The following is a 24,546-nucleotide window of genomic DNA, read 5'->3' as shown; positions in this document are numbered from 1 at the left end:
AGTCCGCGACTGGACACTGCCTTCATGCGCATCCTCCTCGTCGAAGACGACCGCTCCCTGGGTGAAGGCATCCGGACCGCACTTCGACGGGGCGCCTTCGCCGTGGACTGGGTGGAAGACGGTACGGCCGCACTCCTGGCTGCGCAGGATGGGGATTTTGATCTGGTGGTGCTCGATCTGGGTCTGCCACGGGTAGACGGCATCGAAGTGATCCGCCGCCTTCGGGCGGCGGCAAACCCGGTGCCGATTCTGGTCCTCAGTGCCCGTGAACGCCCGGCCGACCGTACGCTCGGGCTGGACGTTGGAGCAGATGACTACCTCGGGAAGCCCTTCGATACCGCCGAGCTGCTGGCACGCGTCCGCGCGCTCGTCAGGCGCAGCAGCGGACGTTCGCATCCCACGCTGGACGCCGGTGACCTCCATCTTGATCCGGCGACGCTGGAGGCGCGATGGAAAGGACGGACGCTGGATCTGACCCGCCGCGAGTTCTCGCTGCTGAGATTGTTGATGGAGCAGAACGGGCGGCCAATGGCGCGAGAAACGATCCAGAAGCACCTCTACGGCTGGGATGAGGACGTCGCCAGCAACGCGGTGGACGTTCATGTGCATCAGCTGCGGCGCAAGGTCGACCCTGCGATCGTGCGTACCGTGCGAGGCATCGGGTATGCGCTGGGGCAGTCGCCGGAGCCGGATGCATGAGGTCGATGCGACGCACCCTGCTGCTGACCCTGCTGAGTACCCTGGCGGTTCTGATGGCCGTGGCTGGATTCTTCAGCTATCGCGCCGGCCTACAGGAAGCGGGGGAAATGTTCGATGCCCGGCTGGTGCAGTCCACGCGGGTACTGATGGGCCTGGTAGATGAGCCGCTAAGTGATCTGACTGCGTTTCCGGGCGACCCCATTGTGCTGCATGGTTGGCACGGGCACGCTGAAGGCGTGGGCGACGCGCTTGCGTTCAGCGATGGACATGCCTACGAGAGCAAGCTTGCCTTCCAGGTGTGGGACGCGAAGCAGCGCCTGTTGCTCCGCTCGGATAGTGCTCCCACCCGGCCACTGGCTTCATTGGTGGCCGGGTACGCCAGTCCCGTGATCGACGGCGAACAATGGCGCACCTTCACGCTGCAGACCCGTGGGGGCCGATGGTTCCAGTCTGGCGAGCGGTCGGACATCCGCGAAGAGTTGGCCGAAGATATTGCAGGAGGCACCTTGCTGCCGTTGTTGCTGGCGCTGCCACTGATGGCGCTGGTGATCTGGTGGAGCGTCAATTACGTGACCCGCTCGCTGCAGAGCGTCTCGGACCAGATCGGCAGGCGTGATCCCGAGCGCATGTCGCCACTGGACGCGGCTGACGTGCCGCGCGAGGCGCGAGGACTGGTGCAGGCAGTGAACGGTCTGCTTGGGCGATTGAACGAGGCACTGGCGCGTGAGCGGCGGTTTGTAGCCGATGCCGCACACGAGTTGCGCACACCGATCAGTGCGCTGAAAGTGCATGCAGACAATGCACGCATGGCGCCGGATGATGCAGGAAGGGTTCGCGCACAGGAGATGGTCAGCGACTCAGTGGCGCGGCTGGAGCGCCTTGCTTCGCAGCTGCTCACACTCAACCGCGCAGAAGCCGTATCCCGATTGACTTCGGTGCGCCTGAGCCTGGATGGCTTGGTCGGCATGGAGGTGGATGCGCTGCGTCCTATCCTTTCCGTAAATCGACAGTACATCGAACTGAAGCTGGACAGCGCGGAGATCAGGGGTGATGAGGCCGCGCTGAGCGCGCTGGTTCGCAACCTGCTGGAGAACGCCGTGCGTTACACCCCCGTCGGCGGTCGCATGAATGTCTGCGTGATGCAGGAGGAGGGCAGGGTGTTTCTCATCGTCGCCGACAGCGGTCCCGGCATCGCCAAGGAAGAGCGCGATCGCGTCTTTGACCGCTTCTACCGAACGCTGGGGAGCCGGGTGCAGGGCAGCGGGTTGGGGCTGTCCATTGTCAGGGAGGTGGCCGATGCCCACGGCGCGGGCGTGACACTGGGCACCTCTCAGAAACTGGGCGGGCTTGAGGTGAAGGTGAGCTGGCCAGCAGGCTAGGCGTATCAAGGCGCCACTGACAGCTGATTGCCAGGTGACCGCGCCTGGCAGGGCCGTCAGGTGTACTGCACTGCTGCCCTACATGCTGCGGCATGCGCCAAATAACCGACATTTGGGTGTCCTGCGTTGCTTTGATATTCTCCGGCATGCCGCCTCGCTCCAGCACGTGACGCCCTCCAAAGGCTGAGCTGCCATTGCCAAGCACGGGCGGATTCAGGCTAGTGGATGGGCAGTCAGAGGAGCCTCTGGTGATGAGGGATGGCGCGGTACACGCTGGGCTTGGGGTCCTGAAATTCAAAGGCGCAGCTCGCCGCGACAAGGTGTCGGCCATACTGTCCCTCGCAGGAATCTCCTGCATCTGCCTGGGCCTGGCCTGGACATCCTGTTACCTGTACTTCGGTCGGGCCGAACTATCCATTGTGTTTGTTGGCTTGATAGCCGTCGGCATCCTCGCGCTGCTACGAAGCAAGCGCAGTGACGGCACATCAATTCTGATCGTCGCCCACGGAGTGCTGGCAGCTGTGTGTGCGATTGCGGCCATTGATGCGCCCATTGCAGGCGTGCCACGTTCGGTTCACCTGTTCCTTCTGCCCTTGGCCGCAGGTGCTGCTTTCACATTCGAAGCGCGCGAACGCTATGGCTCCCTGGTCTTTCCGTTGCTTTGCCTGGCAATGTTTGCAGCGTTTGCGCTGGGGGCACTCGATCGAATTGCACCTGGCATCTCACCGCCAGTAGAGGTTCGCCACTGGGGCGCACGCTTCAACACAGCGATCTCCATGGTGCTTCTGGCGGCGATCTTCGGCATCTACCGACTGGATATCGGCAAGCGCCTGCGCCTGGAGCGTGAGCTCGGACGCGCAGTGCGCAACGGTGAGATAGAGGTTCACTACCAGCCACAGGTGCATGTCGACGCCGACGTGATCGGCGTTGAAGCACTGGTTCGCTGGCGGCATCCGTCGGCGGGCCTGTTATCGCCAGACTCGTTCATACCGCTGGCCGAAGAAAGCGCATTGATCAACGAGATAGGGCTGGAGGTACTTCGACAGGCCTGCGAACTGCTCGATGGATGGTCCGGGCACGTCCATACGCGTGGCATGCGGGTGGCCGTAAACATCAGTCCGGTTCAACTCTTGGGTGAGGCATTCGTCCCCTCGGTAGCCAAGCTGGTCAATCAAAGCGGAATCAACCCAGCCTTGCTGGAACTGGAACTCACCGAATCCGCACTATCCACTGATACGGCAGAGATGATCGACCGAATGCTTGATCTTGAGGCACTGGGCGTGACCTGGGCACTGGATGATTTCGGCACGGGCTATTCGTCCCTGTCCACACTGCGGACCCTGCCCATTCGCAAGCTGAAGATCGACAGGCAGTTCGTGCAGGAGGTCGCCACCCAGGAGAGTGCTCAACGTCTGCTGGGCAAGATTGTTGAGATCTCCCAGGTGATGGACATGAGCGCGCTGGCGGAAGGGGTCGAGACGGCGGAGCAACGCGACCTGTTGATCTCGCTGGGCTGCGAATCTTTCCAGGGCTACTTCTTCGCGCCACCGATGCCGCTGCCCATGCTGTCCGCCTGGCTGGAGGAACGCCGCGGTTTGTCCGTATCGCACTGCACCGGCGAGATTGAGGGGTCGCTGAGGTCGGGCGCTGTCACCTCGGGCGGGAGCGATACAAGCCGCCGCAGCCTGCGTTGACCTGCCGTTGACAGCAAGGGGACAGACTGCGCAGGAGCAAAGGGCGCCTGGGGACATCATGGACACGGGTGAGGGAAGCGATGCCATTCTTCACTGATTCGGACGAGGTTGCGGTTGAGGGCCTGGGGGCTGCCCGCCGGATTGGGTGGATGCGCTTCGTGGGCGCCTCGCTTGCTGCGCTGCCCATTGCATCGGTGGGTCTGGAGCGCGGCATGGGCAGGTCGGCATGTGTGTTTCTTCTGGTCAATGCGCTGGTCTGGCCGGCCATTGCACAGCTGCTGACACGGCACGCCGCCCGGCCCGCTGTCGTGCAATTCCGTTGCATGGTTGTCGACTCGCTGCTGGGCGGGGCATGGATCGCCTTCATGGCTGTCAGCGCTGTGCCCAGCGCGCTCTTCGCTGCGCTGCTGGTGGCAGACAAGATCGCGGCCGGCGGTACACGGCTGGCGCTGAAGGCCACGGCTGCGCTTCTGCTCGGTTTCCTTGCTGCATGGCTTGCTATGGGCACGCCCTGGCAGCCGGCCACTTCTTCCCGAACATTCCTGCTCAGCCTTCCGTTCCTGTTTGTCTACGGGATCGGATTGAGTGCACTGAGTTGGCGTCTTGCGCGCCGGGTCAGGTCACAGAATCGGCAGTTGCAGCGACTCAGCCGAATGGATCCACTGGTGGAACTGGCCAATCGCGGCTATCTCATGCACCGCGCTCAGCAGATGATCGAAGCGGGGCGCGCTCTGGGCCGCAGGGATTGCCTGCTGATGCTGGACGTGGATGATTTCAAGCGCATCAACGATACCTTGGGCCATCGCACTGGCGATGAAGCACTGCGTCGTATCGCCGCGGTCCTGCGCAGCGTGTCACGCCCTGGCGACACACCGGGACGCCTGGGCGGAGATGAGTTCGCGCTTCTGCTCGCTGGGCAGACGCCGGCTGAGGCCATGCTGCTGGCAGAGAAGATCAGGAGCCTGCTCCACGCTGATACGGGCAGTGATGCCACAATGCTGGACCTGAGCGTGAGCATCGGCATTGCCGCCGCGCCCACGACGACCAGTGCTGAAGAGTGGCTCGCAAGAGCGGACCAGGCACTGTATGAAGCCAAGCGACACGGCAAAAACACGGCGAGCTGCGGCACGGATTGCTGAGCAAACCTGACGGCATCGTGGTCGACGTCAATCGCTGACATCATGATCGTTGTCGACATCTGACGGAAAGATCGCCTCGTTCGAACATTGGATGCCCCGGCGTCGGAACCGAGCGCGCCCACGCCGAACTGCCGTTCTCGGCGAATTCTGAGGGCTTCGGCTAGGTAGATGACACTAGATTTCGCCGCAGTTGACGCCTTCCGGGCAGCTGCAGCTCGGGGAGACGCCTCAGCCATCATCAGCCGCCATTCGCGCGCAATGTTGCAGGTCAGGGACCACCAGGCCATGTCGCATGGCTCAAGCTGATGGCCTTCGGGGGTGAACATGTGTCCACCTTGGAATCCGAAACCGGCCCAAGGGCCGGTTAGGTCAATGCGATCATGGGGATTGTTGCACGCACCGGAGGACGAAATGGTAAGTCATTGATACATATCAGCTTGCGAGTCCATCCGCACCATGTTGCTGCGTAGGGCTATGCAGCGGACATGGATGTCCATCAACGCAATGCAGAGAAGTTGGTGCAACAGCAATGCTATGCACCTAAGTCGGTGCAACTGCAATGCTGTGCGCCGAACGTGGTGCAATCGCAATACAATGCAGCGATCCTCGCGCATCGGCAAGGAAATGAACTCCGCTCCGCCCCGGTTGCTAACAAGTTGAGTGACGGTGGATTCGGCGGTAACCGTTCAGCGGCTGGTGGGATCTACGGATGCGTTGGTTAGATTCCGGGCCTGACCGGTCCGCTGCGATCCTTGCTTCAGATTAGATTGGCTGTGCCAGTGGATGCGGCGGGACTCCGTCAGTGCTCACGAGGGGTATGTGAACGACTGGCACGTAGTTCACTACGCCGGCCTTGCACGCGGCGGTGCTGGCCTAGTCATTGTTGAGGCCACTGGCGTATCCCCGGAGGGGCGCATTACCCCAGGTTGCACGGGCCTTTGGGAAGACGGTCAGGTGGAAGGCATGGCGCGAGTCGCGTCGGCCATCAAGTCCGCCGGAGCGGTTGCAGGCATCCAGATCGCCCATGCGGGTCGCAAGGCCAGCGCAAACAAGCCTTGGGAGGGTGATGATCACATCCCCGAGGACGACCGCCGGAGCTGGCCCACCCTTGCGCCCTCGGCCATCGCCTTTGGCGGTGGCTTGTCCAAGGTGCCGCAGGCGATGACGCTGAAGGACATCGCCCAGGTGCAAGCAGGCTTCGTAGCGGCGGCCAAGCGTGCATTGTCGGCAGAATTCCAGTGGCTGGAACTACACTTTGCACACGGGTATCTGGCCCAGAGCTTCTTCGCACCCGTCGCCAACGAGCGCATCGATCAGTACGGCGGCACTGCTGAAAATCGCGGTAGGTTCCTGCTGGAAACGCTGCAGGCGGTGCGTGAGGTATGGCCTGAGCATTTGCCGCTGACCGCGCGCTTCGGCGTCGTTGAGTTCGATGGGCACGACGAGAGCTTCTACCCGGAAGCTATCGATCTGGTGCGCAAAATGCGCGATGTCGGGCTGGATCTGATCGACGCCAGCATCGGCTTCTCAACGATGAAGGGTAAGGCCCCTTGGGGCCCAGGCTTCTTTGTTCCGGTAGCTGGTCGGGTCAAACAGGATACTCAGATGCCGGTTGCTGCGAGTTGGTGCATCGATGATCCGCAGATGGCAGAGCAAGCGGTTGCTGAGGGCCATATGGATCTGGTGCTGATTGCCCGGGCGCATCTCGCTAATCCGCATTACGCCTATCAGATGGCGCTTGAACTCGGCGAAGCGCAGCCTTCCCAGGTGCTGCCGATGTCGTATGCCTACTGGCTGTCGCGCTACCGGGGCCCGGGCAAAGGTGCAGCGCAGTAATCCCCTTGGGCCAACGTGAAGGTTGCTGAGTGCGATAATGCTCGGCCACCATGTCGTCGAAAGCACCGTCGCGATCAGCGAGTGCTGGTGCACCTTCTAACTGCTGCTTGAGCCGCTTCTTCTGGCGAGCTTGGTTTAGACCAGGGCTGATCTGAAGGCCAGATCAGTGTACTCCTGGTGCATGCTCCGCCGTGCTTCGAGAACGGCATTTCGGCACTCGTGCTCTTCGCATGCCGCCAGCCACGTTCAATGGTCTTCTGCACAATGTCCGCTACTGGCCGAAAGCGGACGCGCCGACGCAGGAGGGTGCCACCACGGGTGCTGGCGTCCACTCTCGACCCCACCAAGCCACTCACGAAGAGCTACGAACAACTGCCCATGACCTGTTTCAGGCTCCTCGTCAGCGTCCGTGAGACTGGCGCGTACGCTGCCAAGCTGGACCCATATCACAGCATGACGGTCTTGCTCGAAGCCTTACTTTGGTCAGTGCATAAGCGGCTGGTTGATTCCCAGTCGATGAAGTGCTAAAAATGTGACGCCCATTCAGTTTTCTGCGAATGGGGGAGTGCTTAGCACGCCAGGAGAGCGACCGCAGCATGCTGCGACCGCCACCCGGACGAGGTGAGCGACAAGGCTCGACATCAGTTCGACCGCAATCGTGACCATAAGTTCCTCCGAAACGTGGCTACACAACAATCTTGTGTCTATGCGGTTAAGCGCGGTTACCGGCCGCGTGGGTAGGGTCTCCATAGATGGAACCTGTGCAGTACCAATCAGGGGGGGTAAAGGTCGCCGCAGCCTGCCCCGCCCTGTAGAAAACAGGTCAGTTCAGCATGGGTAAGGAAATCCCAAAGTCAGCTCTCGAAGCTGCATATGTGCACAGGAAGTACGTGCACTTCGACACCCCTCTCTCTCGCCTAGCGTGCAAGCAGCTTGTGTGCGACCCGGAGGCAGTTAGGCAACACTCTTTTTATCCCTTTATCCGCCATGACAATGTCAGGAACAAGTTCAAGCGGATCGGACCCGGTTTAGTAAAGAAAAGCAAGAAGGTCCGGGAGATAAGGTACGCGGCTCATGCGGATGCCGCGATTTACGCCTACTACAACTTTCTGTTGACAGAGCGCCTAGAGGTTGAGCTGAAGGCTCGAGGCCTCAGCGAGAACGTCATCGCCTTTCGTGCACTCAAGAAGTCCAATGTCGATTTCGCGCAAGAAGCGTTTGAGTGGATCGATTGCCATCGCCCGTGTACCGCGCTCGGATTTGACGTCAGGGACTTTTTTGGTTCATTGAATCACCGGCTGCTTCGGGATCAGTGGGCATCTTTGATGGGCTTCCAAAGCCTGCCCGGTGACCACTTTGCGGTGTTCAAGTCCTTAACTAGGCACGCCTCAGTCGAGCTTATAGCCGCAAGACGGGCGCTTGACTTGAGTCGCACAAGCCTAGGGCGTCTTGATCGGCTATGTGACGCTACCGCATTCCGAAATGCTATCCGTGGTGGAAATCTGATCGAAGTGAACGCGAAAGATCGAGGAATACCTCAAGGGTCGCCAATCAGTGCTGCCCTATCCAATATCTACATGCTCCCCTTCGACGAAAAGGTGAAAGCGGTGATCGAAGGTCTTGGAGGGTTGTACCGAAGGTATTGCGACGACATCTTGGTAATTGTGCCGGGCGCGGATGTTGAAGCTATTTGTAAGCTGGTTGAATCAGAGTTGGCTGCACTGGCGCTTACAATTCAAGACACTAAGACGGTCAAAAGTCATTTCGATGCAGGAAAAGGGCCCGTGCCGCTCCCGTATCTAGGCCTCACCTATGACGGCGCTCAAGTTTTTCTGCGAGCCTCAGGCATCTCCCGCTTCTATGTCAAGATGCGAAGAGGGGTTAAACAGTTTCGGGATGCCAAGAGAACCGACGGAGGCGTCGCTCTACTCGTGCAGCGGCGCAAGAATCTCTTAAATCGTTATTCCGAGTACGCGCCCAAGAATGGCCGAAGCTTCCTTAAATACGCAAAAATGGCGGCGCGCAGGACAGGATCGAACGTCATTGGCAGCCAACTGAGAGCACATCGCAAGCGCCTGAAGTCGCTGATTGAGTATTGATTCAGCTGCCGAGTGCCAGAGGCTTGGTCCAGCTCCGCAAGCATCGGTTCGCTGAGACGCGCTGGTCCGGGCCTGCCGCCTGCACGCTTTCGCGCAAGGCAGGCGCGCGCGCACTCCTGGCAGTGGGCGCATCCTAGCGTACAGTTGGGATGCCCAATAAATTCACGCAGGCACGGCCGCTTCTGGCCGGAAGCGGACATCTACTGGGCCACTGAAGGCTACTGGTCCAAGGCCGAAGCCTGGGCCTCGGAGTGCAGCCACTGCCGGAACGTCATGACCTTGGGAAGCGATGCACACTCAGGGCGATAGACGATGTAGTAGGCCAGTGTCGCGGCAACAGAAATCTCCGGAAACAGCCTTACAAGGCGGCCACTGGTGACATCCTCGCGCGCCATGACGCTACGCGCCAATGCGATACCCCTTCCTTCCACCGCTGCCTGTAGTACTGCTGCTGAGTTGTTGACCTGCATGCCGCGTATGGCATCCACGTTGTCCGCAGCGGCACGGTGAAGCCATTCACTCCACGTCATGAAGCCCGTTCTGCTATCGACTGACAGATCATGAATCAGTGGCAGGCCTGCAAGCTGCGCTGGTTGCAGCAGGGGCCCGTGCGCCTCAAGCCAGCCCGCAGAGCAGACCGGGAAAATCTCCTCATCCATGAGTTTGTCAGCGGTCAGTCCGGGCCACTGTCCCTTGCCATAGCGGACGCCAATGTCGATGGCGTCCTGTTCGAAATCCACTAGGTTGAGACCGGTGTGGAGACGGACGTCGGTTTCAGGGCATGCGGCCTGGAACCGCTCCAATCGTGGCAACAGCCATTTCGACGCGAACGCAGGGCTGGTGGTCACTGTCAGCAAGCCGCCTCTGGCACTCTCCTGTAGACGCGACAGCCCGAGCGTAAGTCGGTCCAAGCCTGCGCGGATATCCGGCAGCGCCCTCTCTGCTGCATCTGTGGGCGTCAGTCGCCGGCTGCCACTGCGCTCCCGCACGAACAGCTCGACGGCCAGTGACTCTTCCAAGCTCCGCACAAGTTGGCCTATCGCGGCGGGGGTCACGTGCAGCTCCGCGGCTGCGCCACTGAAGCTCTGATGTCTTGCAGCGGCCTCGACTGCCCGTAACGCGGTGAAGTTCAGGTGGGTTTTCATCGCGGGATAGTTTTTCTTTGCGTCACCTAAAGAATAAACCATTTGAGGGCGGCGGGACGTGAGCGGAAGATCCTCCCCATCTTCCCGCAACCCACGGCAGTCAACCGCCACATGAACAGCCCGCGCATTACCCCCTGGAAGGACGGAGACCCAGTTCCCGCGAGCCTGCTGGCCGAGATCCAGGCGCGCCGCCCGGACGGCCGTCTTATCGGCATTGATCGCCTCCTGCTGCGCAGCGCCCCTCTGGCGGAAGGCTGGAACGGCCTGATGCGCCGCGTGCGTGCCGAGTTTGAACTCAAGCTCGAATACCTCGAGTTGATCATGCTCCGCGTCGCGGTCCTGAACGGCGCTTCGTTTGAGTGGGATGTGCATTACCCGGTTTACCTGCAGGCAGGCGGCACGGAAGCGAAGGCCAATGCACTCCAGCACCCCGAGCCCCGGGCAGAGTTTTCCTCATTGGAAAGGCTCCTGATTGAGCTCACTGACCAGTCGACGCGAGGTGTGGTGGTGGAAGCCACAGTCATTGAGGCGCTCAAGCAGAGCTTGGGGGAGCGCCAGGCTGTGGAAGCGGTCGCGACGGTCGCGGCCTACAACATGGTTTCCCGCTTCTTGGTTGCTCTAGACATCCGTTGAACCCCTAACGCGAGGCATTCGCCGCGCACCTACTTACATTGGAAAATCACATGAAAAATATCTTCGAAGGCAACAAGGTCCTGGTCGTCGGTGGCACCAGCGGTATGGGCAAGGAGACTGCGCGCAAGGTGCTGGAAGGCGGCGGTCGCGCGGTCATCGTGGGTCACCGCTCCGACAAAACCGAGGAAGCGCGTGCAGAGTTGTCTGCGTTCGGTGCAGTAAGCGCCCTCACCGCCGATCTGACGTCCGAAGGCGGGCTCAAAGGCCTCATTGCAGACATCGAAAATTCTCACTCCGATGTGGACCTGCTGGTGAACGCGGCGGGTGTGTTCTTCCCCAAGCCGTTCTTGGAGCACACCGATGCAGACTATGACCAGTACATGCAGCTGAACAAGGCCTTCTTCTTCATCACGCAGAAGGTTGCGGCCAACATGATCGCGAAGAACTTCGCCGGCTCCATCGTCAACATCGGTTCGATGTGGGCGCGCCAGGCGATCGCCGCGACGCCGTCCTCGGCCTACTCGATGGCGAAGGCTGGCTTGCACTCGTTGACCCAGCACCTGGCCATGGAGCTGGCTCCCCAGAAGATCCGCGTCAATGCGGTCTCGCCGGCAGTGGTCCAGACCCCGATCTACGAAGGCTTCATCCCCAAGGACCAGGTCCACAGTGCCCTGCAGGGTTTCAACAGCTTCCACCCGATCGGTCGTGTTGGTACGCCGCAGGATGTCGCCGAAGTTGTCGCGTTCTTGCTGTCCGAGAAGGCTGGCTGGGTTACCGGCGCCATCTGGGACGTGGACGGCGGCGTGATGGCTGGCCGCAACTGATCTCACCTTGAACTTTGCCAGGCCCATTGCGATGCAGCGGGCCTGGCGGGATCCGACCGCAAGAGTGCTTAGACATGATGAATGACTGGAACAACTATCGTGAGTCCCTGATTGAGAAGGTCGGGGAGTTTGGCAAGGTCAACCCGGATGTACTGCGTGGTCTGGGAACGATCGATGGCGCTGCAACAAAGAGCGGCCATCTTGAACCGAAGATCCATGAGTTGATCGCCCTGGCAGTGGCTGTGACCACCCGCTGCGACGGTTGCATCACGGTGCACACCAAGAAGGCCGTGGACCATGGCGCATCGCTTGAAGAAATCAGTGAGGCGCTTGGCGTGGCTATCGCCCTCAACGCTGGAGCTGCACTGACGTATTCGGCGCGCGTTCTCGAGGCGCGCGACCAACTGCTCGCGGGCTGAAGCGGTCCATTCCCCAGGAGAACCACCATGGTCTATCTGCAAATCACCCTCACCATTGCTGAATCCAACCGTGGAGCAGCTGCGGAGGTGTACACCAAGTACAAAGGCCCGTTCCTGTCCACTATCCCCGGCGCAACGTCCAAAGATCTCCTTGTCCGCAAGGAAGACGTTCAGGTGCTGCATGGCTTCGACAGCGAGCAGGGCGCAAAAGCCTACCTGGCAAGCGCAATGTTCCAGAACGATGTCGTACGCGAACTTGGTCCGCTGCTGTCCGCAGATCCGGACGTGCGTATCTACAGCGTTGTCTGACTAAAAAACACTGAATCACGGCCCCGGGAACCCTCCCGGGGCCGTGCTGTTGCCCCGATTCCGCCAACCCCTTGCCTGACCCAAGCCATGCTGATCAATGCCGACTTCAATTCCATCGTGTTAGTGACTCCCGATGATTACATCTGGGTTGACTCGCCACAGGCCGGGGTGCAGCGCGTCATGCTTGATCGCATTGGTGCGGAGAAGGCCAGGGCAACCAGCCTGGTGCGATACGCTCCTGGTTCGACATTTCCGTCGCACGCTCATCCTGGCGGCGAGGAGATTCTTGTGCTGGAAGGCGTCTTCTCCGATGAGCTTGGCGATTGCCCGGCGGGCACCTACCTGCGCAACCCTCCCGGTTCACGGCATGCACCGGCCAGCCGGAATGGATGCTTGATACTGGTCAAGCTGCGGCAGATGAGTGCGAACGAGACGGCGACCCTGAGGCTGGACACGAATGCCGCCCAGGTATGGGAACACCTTACCGATCGTCGATTGTGCAGGGTATTCGAGAGCCCGGAAGAGCGCGTTCGTATCGAGCAGGTGGAGCCCAGCCGGCCGCTGTTTCCTCAGACGCAGGCCCCCGCTGAAATCCTGGTGCTGGATGGCGAGCTGCAGGTTACCGTCGATAGCCGGACACGAATCGCTGAAGCTGGCACCTGGTTAAGGGCAGGTGGGCCTGATGCCAGCCGCTGCCTCGCATCGATGGTGGCGGGAGCTCATGGCGTCACTGTCTACGTCAAACAGGGAACAGTTGTGGAGCGTCCGCACCTTACGGCTGCAGAGGCACTCTCATGACCAACTTGGACGTGATCATCGTTGGCGCTGGCCTTGCGGGCCTGCATGCCGCTCGACTGCTGGAAGCGGCAGGCGTCACTGACTATGCCGTGCTTGAAGGCCGCCCACGCATCGGTGGGCGCATCCATGCGTTTGAGCCTGCTCTGCGGGGTCGCGTAGGCGGGAACGGCGGCTTCGACCTTGGCGCGACTTGGCTATGGCCCGGGTTCCAGCGTGAACTGGCGATGTTGGTACAACAGCTTGGGCTGCCCGTCGTCCCCCAGGAAGAGGACGGCGACATGCTGTTCGAGCGTGCCGTCCACGAACCGACTGCACGCTTCGCCGGCATGGCCGCGATGCCGCCATCGTTCCGCATCGTAGGCGGCATGGGGCAGTTGCTTCAGGCTGTCGGTTCGGCCGTCCAGACGGAGAGGATTCACCTCGGGACACGTGTCGCTCAGATCCGTGCCGAAGCCGATGGGGTTATTGTCTCCGCAATCAGGAACGGCGTGCCGGTCACGTGGCATGCGCGAGGTGTTCTACTGGCACTACCTCCGCGCTTGGCGGTGGCCACACTGACATTCGATCCTCCGCTTCCCGCCGATGCTCACCACGCGTGGCAGTCCACCGGCACGCATATGGCTGCACACGCCAAGTACCTCGCGGTGTATCCCAGCAATTTCTGGCGGGATCGCGGCCTTTCAGGCGAGGCACGCAGCCTGGTTGGCCCGCTGGGAGAGATCCATGATGCGTCTTCGGACAGCCACGCAGCACTCTTCGGCTTCTTTGCACTGCCTGCTGCTGAAAGGGCGCGTATCCCGGCCGAGGAGCTCAAGCATCGCTGCAGAAGCCAGCTTGCGCGCCTGTTTGGCGATGCTGCACGTGAGCCGCTCGCCGACGCCGTCCAGGACTGGAGCGCCGAGCCTTTCACCGCTACGCCGGCCTGCGCCGCCCAGACCGCCGGGCATGGCTGCATTCCCGACCTATCACCCGGAGGCACGCCTTGGGCGGGGCGATTGTTCGGGGCCGGCAGTGAATGGTCTCCGTCCAACCCGGGCTATCTGGCGGGTGCAATAGAGGCGTCTACCCGTGCCGTGCAGGCATTCCTCTCCTTGACCCATTCGCGAGTACAGCCATGATGCAATCCACTGACTACGGCGCCATGGAATCGGCGGGTCCGGGCCTGCTCCGGTGGTCCCGGCGCCCGCGTCCTACGCCAGCAGACGATCAGGTGCTGTTGCAGGTCGAGGCGTGCGGTATGTGCGGCGCGGATGTCTCTGACATCGCGAGACCCGACGCATCACACCAGCGTCGGGTGCCCGGCCATGAAGTGATCGGCAGGATCATCCATCGCGGCAGCAACGTCCCGGCACGCTGGCAAGTAGGGCAGCGTGTAGGCGTGGGCCGCCTGGGCGGGCATTGCAATGCGTGCGCCTACTGCCGACAGGGCCGATTCGCGCTGTGCACGGATCAGAAAGTGCTTGGCGTTTCCCAGGATGGTGGCTACGCAGAGCTGATGCTTGCAACGTCGACCGGCCTGGTGTCCATCCCTGATGAAATGGAGTCTACGGCTGCAGCGCCCATCCTGTGCGCCGGCCTGGCGACGTTCAACGCCCTGCGCCGCTGTGGCGCAGCGCCCGGCGACACCGTCGTGATCCACGGTGTGGGTGGCTTGGGCCACATGGCCATCCAGTACGCTCGCCGCATGGGGTTTCGGGTCATTGCCGTGGGACGGGGAGATGACATTGCCGCTGCGGCCATCGAGCTGGGTGCGCACCACTATCTGGACACGAACCATGCAGATGCGGCCGTAGAGCTGCAGCGCCTCGGCGGGGCGCAGGCCATCATCACCTCTGTCGGTGACGCCGAGGCTGTACAGCTGCTGCTGCCTGGCCTGGCCGCGGGCGGCACCCTGGTGGTGCTCGGGGTCGGCAAGACCCCGCTGTCCATTCCAAGTGGCTACCTGGTTGGGGGCGAGCGGACCATCCAGGGCTCGATGACCGGATCACCCGATGACAGCGAGCGGGCGTTGCGATTCAGCGAGCTGACCAATGCCATGCCTTGGATCGAATGCCTTCCCTTGTCCCAGGCGCAGCAAGGGCTGGAACGACTGATGTCCGGCGATGCAACGTTCCGCATCGTGCTGGTGCCCGATGAGCAGGCGTCGACACGGGAGTCGATTGAGTGAACCACGCAACGACGCAAAACGATACTGAGCTGCTGCCACCCGCCCAGCATCGCAGTAATGTATGGCGCTTGGCCCTAGCGCAGGCGCTCGCCGGTGCGAACTCCGTAGTGATCTACGCGACGGCTGCCGTTGTCGGCAGTGATCTGACCCCCTCGCAGACGCTGGCAACGCTGCCCATTTCAATCTTCGTGGTCGGCATGGCCCTCTGCACACTACCTGCAGGCTGGATCGCCGAGCATCATGGCCGCCGTACAGCGTTCTTCGCAGGCACGGCTGCCGGTGTTGCTGCCGGGGTCGTGGCCACGCTTGCGGTGCTCGTGTCCAGCTTCTGGCTGCTGTGTGCGGCTACATTCCTGGGCGGGGCGTATGCAGCCGTCGTGCTGTCGTTCCGATTTGCCGCCGCTGATGGCGCACCGGCACAGAAGCGGGCGCGAGCGCTTTCCATGGTAATGGCGGGCGGCGTCGCCTCTGGGGTGGTGGGGCCGCAATTGGTGTCACTCACCATGCATCTCTGGCCCGGTCACCTGTTCGCAGCGACGTTCCTGTTCCAAGGGGTGGTCGCCGCCGTATCGGCCGGCCTGCTGGCCGGTGTGCGGCTGCCGCATGTCGCGCGGGCAAGCGGCATGTCCCGCGAACCACTGTCTTCCGTCCTGTTGGACCCGCGTTTCATCGCTGCGGTGATCTGTGGCGCGGTGTCGTACATGCTGATGAATTTCATGATGACGGCCGCTCCGCTGGCCATGCACATGCACGGCCACGCGCAGGAGTCGTCCAACCTGAGCCTGCAATGGCATGTCATCGCGATGTACCTGCCAAGTTTCTTTACCGGCAAGCTGATCGCGCGCGTGGGTGCGAAGCGCGTTGCGGCTGCCGGCCTCGTACTGACGGGCGCCGCCGCTGTCGCTGGCTTGCATGGAATGGAAGTCTTCGACTTCTCCCTCAGCCTCATCCTGCTGGGGCTGGGCTGGAATTTCGGATTTCTGGGCGCGTCGGCGCTGGTCTTGGAATGCCATGGAAACGTGGACAAGCGGCGTGTCCAGGCATTCAACGATTTCCTGATCTTTGCGGTGATGGCGGTCGGCTCGTTCCTGTCGGGATGGATCCTCGCGCGCCATGGCTGGCATGTTGTCCTGTGGTCTTCGTTCGTCCCACTGGCGCTGGCCATGGCTGCCTTGCTGGTAACCGCCAGACGCATGCCGCTGGACCGGAGCTGATTGCGCGACACACCGAGCAGCACGGCGTGCGCCAGCAGCGCCTGCCACGTGCGGCCGGCCTGCGCAGGCATGTACGCTTCTGGCCGAAATCAGACGGTTGATGAGGAGCATGGCCGCGCGCTTGGCGAGAGCCAAAAGCTACCCACGCCTAATGGTCCTCGGTTACGGTTGCTTGGACGCCCCTCTTGCCGAGGCGCGCCCGGGGGAGGGGGCGTTCATTTTGAGGGCAATTGCGGCTCAATCGCCTCCTGTTCAACACATCTACCATCGAGCCCAGCTGCCAGGTCTGGCCAGCCTGCGCGCACGGCGTGCCGGACCATATGGGACCTCGTCGCAGGTTCAGCTTCCTGGCTTTCGATACAGGGCTGAAGTTCCTTGGATCCATCAGCCATGGAAGCAACTGGTGCGTGCCAGGGACAATCTCTCTTATTCGGGCGGCTATGCGGAAGCCGCCAGCGTCGATATCGCCCCAGTGGAAGATCGGGATTACGGGCGGGCAATCATCCAGTATCGCGGTGTACGCGCTCGCCCAGGCAGGGGAGGGCATTCCACCTGTGTACACAATCAGGCCATGGCGTGCTTCAGACAACTGACTACGAAGGTGAAACGTGGTCAGGTTCTCGACGCTAAGGATCCACGCGGGGGCTCCCGAATAGCCAATGATGGTCTTGCTAGCCACACCAAGGAAGGGGCTAAGAACCGTCGCCTCCTGATCCTATTGGAGTCGAAGAACGCCTGATCCAGCGACAAGGAACGGGTGGGGCTCCTTAACTAGACCAAGCTGATTGAAAAGCTCAAGCCGTACGACGGCTTCGGCGTTCCGTGATTTCAACCTGGGGCGAATTACCCAAGTAGAGACTATGGACTCGTCCGGCATGCCTGCCGGCGACGAGGACGCTCAGTGGTGGACCAAGGTGACTATGAGACTAGTTCCGCACCCTCTGCTCAGCCCTGCGCAGAGACAGATGGTCCCTGATGAATACATGCAGGGCACGACCGCGCTTGTATTTGAGGTTGAAATGCCATTGGTTCACTACGTCATACAAGCCTACCGAGCTGGCTTGGATCCTGAACACCACCAGCCCCCAGAGTACATCCTGATGGTGGAGCAGCCCGCATCCCTGCCAGCGGGCTCGATCTGGGGGGCGCGGCGCAGAGATTGGCTTGGCCGGCCAATAGGTCGGGTTCAATGTCCGCTTGAATGGATGGGGCCGGATCCGCACCGGAATCCGTTTATGCCCATGCCAGGCTCGTCCACCGCAGCCTAGTGGGCCGGTAGGCTTACAGCACAATGTGTATGCGAGGATCTGAGTCCAGCACCATCAAGGCCAGAGGGGAGGGCCGCCGATACCGGCGCGGCAGGTTGTGGCCGTCGGTACCGCACGCCACAACCGTCATTCCTTCTGCGTAGGCCCTGCACAGCAAAGCGTCATGGACCCTGTGAACCAATGTAGTGGTGTGATGAGTTGTAGCGTCATCACTGTCTCCACGCCTATCGCACGCCTCAATCATTCGGATCAGAAAGTTAGCTTGGGCAGGGTGCAAAAGCTGCGGATGGAGTATTCGTCTCTCGAAGACCCTACTCAGCGTAGGGTCGATCGGCTTTTCGCCACCCAGAAGCTCGGGCAACCCAAGAAGGACAAGGTCCAGCCTTGAAAGTCGGGGTATGCAGGGCATCTTAGCCACGTTACCGGCGATGTACCCAAACGCCGGGAACTGGGAGTCAAGAATGGATACAGCGCGACCAAGAGCTAGACTCCCAAGCTCATGCGATGTGTGAGGGTTTGTTGGGCGCTTGCCGGGACAGTAAGACTTGACGTTCGCGTGGTGGGACCTGGGCCGGTCATTCAACCAAGGTGGAGGAATCAGCCGGCCAAGCTGTTCCCTGTCAATCGGTACTCCAGGTGCAAAAATAAGGTGTGTAATCTCCCTCGCATGACCGCACCACTCTAGATAGGCCAGTTGCAGCTCCGCCGAATGACTGGCTGCGTCTCGCTGCAGAGCGGACGCCGACTCGTTGACCAGATCAAAACCACAGGCACAAGTCAACAGTCGGATTCTAGATCTTGCCGAGGTGCAAGGCTCTTGCCCGCAGCTCGGGCAACCTACGCGCAGACGAGTTCGATGCCACGGACAGACGTGGATCCAGGGAAGTTGCTGCAAGATCGAATGGAAGCCCAGCCTGATGCACGCAAGGCAATAGCGAAATCGAGAGAAGATAGTTTCGTTCGGTAGGCTAGTCTGAAACGGATACCACTGCGCCGGCTCCCACTCACGTGGGCGTGCGATACCTACAGCATCTGCCAACGCCTGTTGTTGGGCGCAAGAAGTGGACAGCACCTGCAACAGGGTCTGCGATTCGCTTGTCTTGATGCCAAGAAGCTCTTTGTACTCAGCAGGAGCTCTGATCTGGTTCAGGCGCGCGAGACGAACTGCGCAGCCGAAGGCTGATTGATAAGGCACAAGGCTTAGATCGTCACCAACCAATGATCCGCGGACCAGGGGAACTTCACTCATCGTGACGCCCTCCGCCTTGCACTCTCAAAGCCGATAAACCCACTGCGCCTTAGGGCAGTGTCAATGTCATCCTCGGTAAGGGCCATGAAGTCTGCACGACCAGCAACTACCTTAGTCAACAGATCGAACACAAAGGGGCCAAAGGAGACCATGAGCCAGTCCCTGCTCATTGCATGCCCGTGCTTCGCACAAAGCACTTCAATGCGCCGCCTAATCGCATCTGTCTCTTTCTCCAGACGCCAACCGGCCCTATATGCTAGCGGCGCGAATGCCTCTGTGTAGGTTGGCCCCGTGATCTCTGGCCACCTCATTGATTGATCGAACTCACGCAAAGCTAGCGCGACATCGCAGGCATCCTGGTCAGAATCCTCCGGGGGGATCGCCCACAGAAGGCCCGTGAAGTCGTGACTATCCACGAAGAACCTTCCATACAGGTGAGGCGGCGCTGCCTTTCCGAGATCATCAGCACCCTCGATCTGGCTGTCACTTTGGTGGATGAACAGGAAAAATGGCTGGACAACGCTACCCAGGAAGTGGTTCTGCAGCTTCGCGAGGTGCTCGTAGTCCTTCAACGTGAGGTTCTCGGCAGTGTCGATTGCCAGCATCACGACCTCGGACCCAGACCGTGCTGCCTCCTGTTCAAAAGCTCGTATGATTCGCAACAACAAGTCCTGTGTGGTAGTGATTCGCGGCACCTTCATGCCCAACCCTAAGGCCACCTCGCGAAAGAAGTTCGCCTCACTGGCGACGGCTGGCCGTCCGATCACCATACGAAGGAAGCCGCATGAGAATGGGCGCCACGACGTTGTCCTTTCCAGCATCAATGTCGCGGTGGACTTGCCGGCGCGCCCATCGCCAATGATGCGCAGGCTGGGCCGGCCGTACTCAAGGCAGAGTGACGTCGCCAGTGCCAGGCGGACCACCGGCAACGTTTGGATCGTGGGGCGATCCCGTTGATTCATTGGGTGGGAAGAGAGATCCATAGGCTCATTCATTAGCGAAGCCTCATGGAGGTGACACCCTGACGCACCCCCTTAAGAGGGGTCTCAATCTCCACCTTCTGAGTCGAGCGCGCATTGGGAACCTCGCCGGCGGCGAGCCTTGCAGCGGAATCTTTAATGCCTGTCGCGGCTTTACGTACTGCGTCGTGGTACGCGAGCACATTGTCCGTGACGTCAAACGACTCTTGATCCTTGGCCTCAGGGTGCTTGGCCCACCTTGCTGCACGAAGCCTGACGGAAAGCGTATGGGCACAGGCCGAGTAGGGGGCCAAAGCGTGCAGGGTCACCATCCGCTCTCCATCCTTCCAGAGCGTCAGCAGTCGGACGTCCTGCCAGTCTTCATAGGTCGCGTCAAATTCCTTACCAATGAGATCCCATTGGCCGGAGAGCTTGGGTGATCGATAGCGGGCATGATTAAGGTAGACGAGGGGTGGAACGCCCTTTCTCTTTGATCCTCGTATCGTCACACGCTGCCGAAAAACGGTCATCTGGCGGATGTTCCGCGCTGCTCCCGGCGCGTGCCAAACCCAGGCGCCACTAGCAAGATGTTCGTCAATCAGCCGCTTCGGCGACCTGGGCTCTCGCGTAGATCGGCTGGTTACGTTGTGCGCCGTGACGTAAGTGTCCACGAGATCCTCGAAGACTTCCAGGAGCACAGGATATTTCTTGCCTTCCAAGGTGCTTGTGACTTGTTTCTCATTGACATCGGTAGATGGCGAGTATCCGCCTGCAACGTACCGGAACAGACCATCTTCGATCCTCTTGAAGAAGGCCTCGATGTAGGGGCGTCCCTCTCCCATGCCAGAGCGACCGAAGTGGAGGATGCCCATATAATTGTCCATGACGTTATCCACGCTTTGTTTGGCCAAATGCGTGGAATCGTTATCCATGGCGACCATGGTGCTGCGCATCACTGTGTTGTCAGTCAAGTACGTTGAGGGCATCCAAGCGTTTGGCGAATACTGCATCTCGCTCTGGCTCAGCTCTCGCGGCACCCAAGGTGCCATCGCCTCGGCGAACAGTGCCAGCACATCATGCCGGTCGTACTTTCGGCCTGTGACAAGACGCCATCCGAGAATGGCTCCACTGCCTACATCAATGATCGAAAGCAGCCACATTTTACTGATCTTTTCGTATCGCAAAGATCCATCAGCCATCGGCATGGCTACCCAAGCGTCGATGTCGATCGCATGCTCGTCGTACTCGACGCGGTCGAAAGGCCGAATAGTAAACAGGTGCTCGATTCGGGTGGCACTCGGGTCCTCTGCTACTTCTGCAGTCAGCTCGGCTTGCTCCACCCCCCTGAGCCGTTTGATATACCCGATCAGCGGGCGACGCCCCTTGTCGCCAGTGTTCAAGGGATACATGTTTCGGTAACCCTCCTGGCTGAGGACTTTGATGAATTGTGCGTGTATTCGATCAAATCCTCGACTACGCTTTGTCTTGCTTGGAAGAGTTCCCCGATAGCTTTCCACGAGCTCTCGAAGTCCCGGAACGGCATTGAGCACGGCGTCAATGGCAAAGGCGTGCGGGCTGGCCGGGACGATGGCTGCGTTTCGGTCTGACTGAGCGAAGCGCATGTGTGGTACGCATGCCCGGTACCCGATCCTGGCATGCGTCGCATCGAGACGGAGCGCATTCTCAATCATCCGGGACAAGGTGTTTCGCGAAACACCGAAGCGCTTGGCCGCACTCACAATCGTCGCGCCATCCAGACAGGCGTCCAGAGCCATTACCCGAGCGCCAAAGACCTTGCGATCTTCTAGGCGAACCGATGCTTCATCAGGCTTGGCGGTTGCCCGGATAGCGTTGATATCGTCGATGGTGATCTTGCCGCTCATCCTTCCGCCCTCCAGATCCGTGCACGGCCTGACATGCGTGGATTTGCGTCTGTGCAGAGATACCCAATATGCAGGAGCTCCACTATGGCGGCCTGGACATGCGTCTGCGGGAAGTTGGCGAGCTCTCCAAGCACCTCACTGATCGTGATGCGCCCGCTCCGATTGACGATGGCCGCGACCTCGCTCCTGAGAACCAAGGCACTGCCGAGATCCCGCGCGGACTGGCAGATGCCAAGGAGCTGATAGCAAAGCTCGGTTCTGCCCTGAGGCCTCTTAAGTTGGTCCTCCGTGATGAGTTTTAGCGAGATCGACGCATCCCGAGCGGCCGCCTGGAGGCGCTCCAAACGCCTCGGGCGGCGCTGGCCGTCAGTGCCCGGTACCGTTTGCGCGTTCGGGACTACCAAGGCGTAGAACTCACTTCCGCCCAAGCACTGCCACCAGAAGTGAAGCTCCACTTGTTCGGTTCCTACAAGGATGGTGCGGGGGCGCTCGGTTGCCGCGACCACAACCGGATCAAACTCCAGCTGAAGTCGAAGTGCCAGCTGCAGAGGCCCCAGCACACTGACTCGACGGGCCTCTTTCGGGCTGAAGAACATGAAGACATCGCCGCGCTTAATCTGGCTTGCGGAAAGCTCTCGGGACACCATGGGGCGGCGCAGAGGATTATGGAGCGGCTGAGCCACTTCGGCAGAACGGGCGCCTTGGAAAGGAAGGAGACCGGAATCGAGCTTCATTTTTGGTCCCCGTGGCCACGGGAACCGCGGATCGAACCAGCACCATCAAAGTCACGCGCGCAGCGCTGGAAGGACTCCGCGCGTGGTCTAGCTAAACTCGCAATCATTCGTCGACTTCCTTTTGTGCCCGCTAATGGGCGCTCGGCGGATCCAAAGCAGACCTGCCGGAAAGGGGAGGGCAGCACGCGGTGTCCGAATTGGCCAGAAGGGCTTCGGAGACGCACAGGTGCCTGAGCAAGCAGCTAAGCTGCTTGACACGAAGTCGGAATTGAGGGAGCCTACGAGTGTGGTCGTAGTGCTTCGCCATCTCTCGCTCCGGCGAGAGACAATCGCCCCCGTTGACGCGGGGGCGATTTCGTTTCCGTAGTCCGGAGTTTGGTTAACTTGGGGTTTTAGAAACCTCCCTGATCTTCACTAACGGCCCGGACAGGCTCCACCGGCCCTCGACCTCAGTCGCACTTCGGTCGCCCGGTGTTCCTCGCTGTCTACTACGCAAATTGCCGCGCCTTCTCAAGACGGCGGGCTAAAGCGATTCGAGCCACTCGGCAACGTCTCGTGTTTTGGCAAACCATCCTCGACGACCTGGTAGGGGGAAGGTCCGCACTGGCACAAGGTTCCGCTGGACGGCGCGACCGAAGGCACGCCCATTCACGTAGCCGAGATTCCTCTGCAAATCGCTCCCGCCCATGAGCTCCCCATGTCGCTCCAGCAGCTCCTGCGTGTAGTTGGTGGCACTGGACGGAACCGAGGTCTGGTCGGGCACAACTGCACCTCTTTCAACACTTGATGTCGATGATGCACAATTTCTGCCCCGCGAAGGGGGATTTTTTAAGCCCCCAAAAAACAATCCAAGACTATGCCGCCTGGAAGAATTGCCACTGACGGGGCCGAAGCTGTAAGGAACTCCATCTGGGCTTGGCTGGTTCGACAGCAACAGGGAAAGGCCCTGACCTGGGACGAAGCTGATCAGGGGCTGCTTGCCCTAGCCGGCCTACTTGGGCAGGGGGATGAGGGAACACGTCCCAGGACGCTTTACCGCTACTTCAGCACGGGACAAGACCCGGCAAGTCTCGGTGGTGGAAAACTGGTCGATACCGTTCATGGAGACCCACGCTTCTGCGCCGCAAAGTGGTCGTATGAGCACCCCATCTGGAAGATCAGCGGGCCACTGCAATGCACGCCCGAGCACCTAATCGGTGTTCGTCGCACGCTGATGGAGCAGCTAGGACTACACCGCCCGACTGTGCTTGAGCGATTGGTAGCCGCTTACCACAAGGTCCCAGGCTTTAGTACATACGCGCCCAGTCAGCTGGACGTGGTGGAGTCCATGTACAACCTCGTAGAGGGCGGCTCCTTGGATGCTCTAGGCGTGTGCGCCTGCAACTACCTACTCGCGCTGGATTGCGGTCGGCTCGAAGCGGCTATCGGGCACCGAGAAGTATTGCGATGGGGCGTAGCCCGATTCTGCACAACACACAGAGTACGCAAAGACGCCAGCCGCGCTTTCAGCATCCTGGTCGAACAACGGATCATCCGGCGCCGGCATGGTGCCCTACCGGCGAAATTGCTGGGGTACCCCCTCGGCCAGGCATCCCATCCACCTGACCACCCTGATTTTGAGGACAGCACGTGGCTTACAGACGACCTGCCGTGCATGCTCCCCGTGGCTCCCTACAGCAGTGAGAGCCAAGAGTTCTTTACCGGTTTTCCTGCCCACCACGGCAAGTTCTCTGAGGCGCTGGCGCTACCAGCGGTGGTTCTGTCTCAGCTTAGCGATCACGAGAGGCAAGAGCTTTCGCCTGACGGATTAAACATGGCCAGTGGCTTGGACACTTTGCTGGATGTTCCCGAGGACAGTTGTGAAGCCGAGCTAGCCCATCTTCACCAGTTCAAGCACATCAACGAAGCCTATGCTCATCTGGCTCACTTTCTGCCCAATCCTCAAAGCATTCGCCCGCGGCACTCCCGCGTCAGTACCGCCGCCGCAATGATTGCTCATCGCAGCGGCGACGCGATCCCGTGAGTCACACTGGACGCATGAGCACTGGTTCGAACGGCCAGGGAATCCTCTTCGTGCCTTTCAAGCATGCGCCGATCC

Annotated in this window: 21 protein-coding genes and 1 pseudogene; 16 read left to right on the top strand and 6 right to left on the bottom strand. The window is 60.6% G+C overall.

Annotated features, from left to right (window positions below; translation table 11 throughout):
* Nucleotides 1–24: 24 nt before the first annotated feature.
* From AC5P56_RS10165 to AC5P56_RS10150, 4 genes are all read left to right on the top strand, one after another.
* Nucleotides 25–699, top strand: a complete 675-nt coding sequence (locus tag AC5P56_RS10165; RefSeq protein ID WP_049455266.1) for a response regulator transcription factor — start codon at nt 25–27, stop codon at nt 697–699.
* Between the two features lie 17 nt (nt 700–716).
* The gene (locus tag AC5P56_RS10160; protein WP_329767911.1) at nt 717–2,078 is read left to right on the top strand and encodes an ATP-binding protein; all 1,362 of its coding nucleotides are present in this window, start codon (nt 717–719) and stop codon (nt 2,076–2,078) included.
* A gap of 251 nt (nt 2,079–2,329) precedes the next feature.
* Nucleotides 2,330–3,772: an EAL domain-containing protein gene (locus tag AC5P56_RS10155; protein WP_241886830.1), complete on the top strand. Its 1,443-nt coding sequence runs from the start codon at nt 2,330–2,332 to the stop codon at nt 3,770–3,772.
* 149 nt (nt 3,773–3,921) lie between these two features.
* Nucleotides 3,922–4,911, top strand: coding sequence for a GGDEF domain-containing protein (locus AC5P56_RS10150; protein ID WP_239507146.1), 990 nt, complete (start codon nt 3,922–3,924; stop codon nt 4,909–4,911).
* A gap of 62 nt (nt 4,912–4,973) precedes the next feature.
* On the opposite strand, the pseudogene AC5P56_RS10145 reads toward AC5P56_RS10150, so the two are convergent.
* Nucleotides 4,974–5,324 (bottom strand): annotated as a pseudogene (locus tag AC5P56_RS10145) (DUF3653 domain-containing protein); the annotation flags it as partial.
* A 370-nt stretch (nt 5,325–5,694) separates the two neighbouring features.
* Here AC5P56_RS10145 and AC5P56_RS10140 point away from each other — a divergent pair.
* Nucleotides 5,695–6,747 (top strand): oxidoreductase, encoded by a 1,053-nt coding sequence (locus tag AC5P56_RS10140; protein WP_495231603.1) that lies wholly within the window; start codon nt 5,695–5,697, stop codon nt 6,745–6,747.
* Between the two features lie 833 nt (nt 6,748–7,580).
* Nucleotides 7,581–8,846 (top strand): antiviral reverse transcriptase Drt2, encoded by a 1,266-nt coding sequence (gene drt2 / locus AC5P56_RS10135; RefSeq protein ID WP_495231602.1) that lies wholly within the window; start codon nt 7,581–7,583, stop codon nt 8,844–8,846.
* Nucleotides 8,847–9,064: 218 nt separating this feature from the next.
* Here the strand turns inward: drt2 and gcvA are convergent, their stop codons facing one another.
* Nucleotides 9,065–9,991: a transcriptional regulator GcvA gene (gene gcvA, locus AC5P56_RS10130; RefSeq protein ID WP_495231601.1), complete on the bottom strand. Its 927-nt coding sequence runs from the start codon at nt 9,989–9,991 to the stop codon at nt 9,065–9,067.
* 111 nt (nt 9,992–10,102) lie between these two features.
* Here gcvA and AC5P56_RS10125 point away from each other — a divergent pair, with 111 nt between their 5' ends.
* The 8 genes from AC5P56_RS10125 (at nt 10,103) to AC5P56_RS10090 (ending at nt 16,355) form a co-directional block, all read left to right on the top strand.
* Nucleotides 10,103–10,624, top strand: coding sequence for a carboxymuconolactone decarboxylase family protein (locus AC5P56_RS10125; protein WP_495231600.1), 522 nt, complete (start codon nt 10,103–10,105; stop codon nt 10,622–10,624).
* 50 nt (nt 10,625–10,674) lie between these two features.
* Entirely contained in the window at nt 10,675–11,448 is a 774-nt protein-coding gene (locus AC5P56_RS10120) for an SDR family NAD(P)-dependent oxidoreductase (protein ID WP_495231599.1), read from the top strand.
* A gap of 77 nt (nt 11,449–11,525) precedes the next feature.
* Nucleotides 11,526–11,867, top strand: coding sequence for a carboxymuconolactone decarboxylase family protein (locus AC5P56_RS10115; RefSeq protein WP_197587313.1), 342 nt, complete (start codon nt 11,526–11,528; stop codon nt 11,865–11,867).
* Nucleotides 11,868–11,894: 27 nt separating this feature from the next.
* Complete coding sequence (locus tag AC5P56_RS10110; protein WP_495231598.1) at nt 11,895–12,176, top strand: hypothetical protein; 282 nt, start codon at nt 11,895–11,897, stop codon at nt 12,174–12,176.
* An 87-nt stretch (nt 12,177–12,263) separates the two neighbouring features.
* The gene (locus tag AC5P56_RS10105) at nt 12,264–12,974 is read left to right on the top strand and encodes a cupin domain-containing protein (protein ID WP_495231597.1); all 711 of its coding nucleotides are present in this window, start codon (nt 12,264–12,266) and stop codon (nt 12,972–12,974) included.
* Entirely contained in the window at nt 12,971–14,092 is a 1,122-nt protein-coding gene (locus AC5P56_RS10100; RefSeq protein WP_495231596.1) for a flavin monoamine oxidase family protein, read from the top strand. Before AC5P56_RS10105 ends, AC5P56_RS10100 begins: the two co-directional genes overlap by 4 nt.
* A gap of 92 nt (nt 14,093–14,184) precedes the next feature.
* Entirely contained in the window at nt 14,185–15,141 is a 957-nt protein-coding gene (locus AC5P56_RS10095; protein WP_495231595.1) for a zinc-binding dehydrogenase, read from the top strand.
* The gene (locus tag AC5P56_RS10090) at nt 15,138–16,355 is read left to right on the top strand and encodes an MFS transporter (protein ID WP_495231594.1); all 1,218 of its coding nucleotides are present in this window, start codon (nt 15,138–15,140) and stop codon (nt 16,353–16,355) included. The genes AC5P56_RS10095 and AC5P56_RS10090 overlap by 4 nt, the downstream gene beginning before the upstream one ends.
* A 148-nt stretch (nt 16,356–16,503) precedes the next feature.
* Here AC5P56_RS10090 and AC5P56_RS10085 read toward each other — a convergent pair whose 3' ends face one another.
* On the bottom strand, nt 16,504–17,034 hold the full coding sequence (locus tag AC5P56_RS10085; RefSeq protein ID WP_495231593.1) for a Wadjet anti-phage system protein JetD domain-containing protein: 531 nt from the start codon (nt 17,032–17,034) through the stop codon (nt 16,504–16,506).
* 181 nt (nt 17,035–17,215) lie between these two features.
* Between AC5P56_RS10085 and AC5P56_RS10080 the strand changes: the two genes are divergently transcribed.
* Nucleotides 17,216–17,623 (top strand): BrxR family transcriptional regulator, encoded by a 408-nt coding sequence (locus tag AC5P56_RS10080; RefSeq protein ID WP_495231592.1) that lies wholly within the window; start codon nt 17,216–17,218, stop codon nt 17,621–17,623.
* Between the two features lie 1,245 nt (nt 17,624–18,868).
* Here AC5P56_RS10080 and AC5P56_RS10075 read toward each other — a convergent pair.
* The 3 genes from AC5P56_RS10075 to AC5P56_RS10065 are packed head-to-tail and all read right to left on the bottom strand — an operon-like array spanning nt 18,869 to nt 22,448.
* Nucleotides 18,869–19,855 carry an ATP-binding protein gene (locus tag AC5P56_RS10075; RefSeq protein ID WP_495231591.1) on the bottom strand — a complete coding sequence of 329 codons (987 nt, stop codon included), beginning with the start codon at nt 19,853–19,855 and terminating at the stop codon, nt 18,869–18,871.
* Between the two features lie 11 nt (nt 19,856–19,866).
* Complete coding sequence (locus AC5P56_RS10070) at nt 19,867–21,714, bottom strand: hypothetical protein (protein WP_495231590.1); 1,848 nt, start codon at nt 21,712–21,714, stop codon at nt 19,867–19,869.
* Nucleotides 21,711–22,448 carry a hypothetical protein gene (locus tag AC5P56_RS10065; RefSeq protein WP_495231589.1) on the bottom strand — a complete coding sequence of 246 codons (738 nt, stop codon included), beginning with the start codon at nt 22,446–22,448 and terminating at the stop codon, nt 21,711–21,713. The genes AC5P56_RS10070 and AC5P56_RS10065 overlap by 4 nt, the downstream gene beginning before the upstream one ends.
* A gap of 1,327 nt (nt 22,449–23,775) precedes the next feature.
* Between AC5P56_RS10065 and AC5P56_RS10060 the strand changes: the two genes are divergently transcribed.
* Complete coding sequence (locus AC5P56_RS10060) at nt 23,776–24,471, top strand: hypothetical protein (protein ID WP_495231588.1); 696 nt, start codon at nt 23,776–23,778, stop codon at nt 24,469–24,471.
* Nucleotides 24,472–24,546 lie beyond the last annotated feature (75 nt).

The organism is Stenotrophomonas sp. YJH_SMC_131, from assembly GCF_059367975.1.
Note: the sequence above shows the minus strand (reverse complement) of the source record. Positions and strands in the feature narration are given on the sequence as shown.

Excerpts from the sequence above, each read along its gene's own strand:
- AC5P56_RS10100 (WP_495231596.1), top strand. The coding sequence starts at position 12,971 with ATGACCAACTTGGACGTGATCATCGTTGGCGCTGGCCTTGCGGGCCTG.
- AC5P56_RS10060 (WP_495231588.1), top strand. The coding sequence starts at position 23,776 with ATGTACAACCTCGTAGAGGGCGGCTCCTTGGATGCTCTAGGCGTGTGC.
- AC5P56_RS10140 (WP_495231603.1), top strand. The coding sequence starts at position 5,695 with ATGCGGCGGGACTCCGTCAGTGCTCACGAGGGGTATGTGAACGACTGG.
- AC5P56_RS10065 (WP_495231589.1), bottom strand. The coding sequence starts at position 22,448 with ATGAAGCTCGATTCCGGTCTCCTTCCTTTCCAAGGCGCCCGTTCTGCC.
- AC5P56_RS10075 (WP_495231591.1), bottom strand. The coding sequence starts at position 19,855 with ATGGATCTCTCTTCCCACCCAATGAATCAACGGGATCGCCCCACGATC.
- AC5P56_RS10110 (WP_495231598.1), top strand. The coding sequence starts at position 11,895 with ATGGTCTATCTGCAAATCACCCTCACCATTGCTGAATCCAACCGTGGA.
- AC5P56_RS10125 (WP_495231600.1), top strand. The coding sequence starts at position 10,103 with ATGAACAGCCCGCGCATTACCCCCTGGAAGGACGGAGACCCAGTTCCC.
- AC5P56_RS10155 (WP_241886830.1), top strand. The coding sequence starts at position 2,330 with ATGAGGGATGGCGCGGTACACGCTGGGCTTGGGGTCCTGAAATTCAAA.
- AC5P56_RS10080 (WP_495231592.1), top strand. The coding sequence starts at position 17,216 with ATGGACTCGTCCGGCATGCCTGCCGGCGACGAGGACGCTCAGTGGTGG.
- AC5P56_RS10115 (WP_197587313.1), top strand. The coding sequence starts at position 11,526 with ATGAATGACTGGAACAACTATCGTGAGTCCCTGATTGAGAAGGTCGGG.
- AC5P56_RS10165 (WP_049455266.1), top strand. The coding sequence starts at position 25 with ATGCGCATCCTCCTCGTCGAAGACGACCGCTCCCTGGGTGAAGGCATC.
- AC5P56_RS10105 (WP_495231597.1), top strand. The coding sequence starts at position 12,264 with ATGCTGATCAATGCCGACTTCAATTCCATCGTGTTAGTGACTCCCGAT.
- AC5P56_RS10070 (WP_495231590.1), bottom strand. The coding sequence starts at position 21,714 with ATGAGCGGCAAGATCACCATCGACGATATCAACGCTATCCGGGCAACC.
- drt2 (WP_495231602.1), top strand. The coding sequence starts at position 7,581 with ATGGGTAAGGAAATCCCAAAGTCAGCTCTCGAAGCTGCATATGTGCAC.
- gcvA (WP_495231601.1), bottom strand. The coding sequence starts at position 9,991 with ATGAAAACCCACCTGAACTTCACCGCGTTACGGGCAGTCGAGGCCGCT.
- AC5P56_RS10150 (WP_239507146.1), top strand. The coding sequence starts at position 3,922 with ATGCGCTTCGTGGGCGCCTCGCTTGCTGCGCTGCCCATTGCATCGGTG.
- AC5P56_RS10120 (WP_495231599.1), top strand. The coding sequence starts at position 10,675 with ATGAAAAATATCTTCGAAGGCAACAAGGTCCTGGTCGTCGGTGGCACC.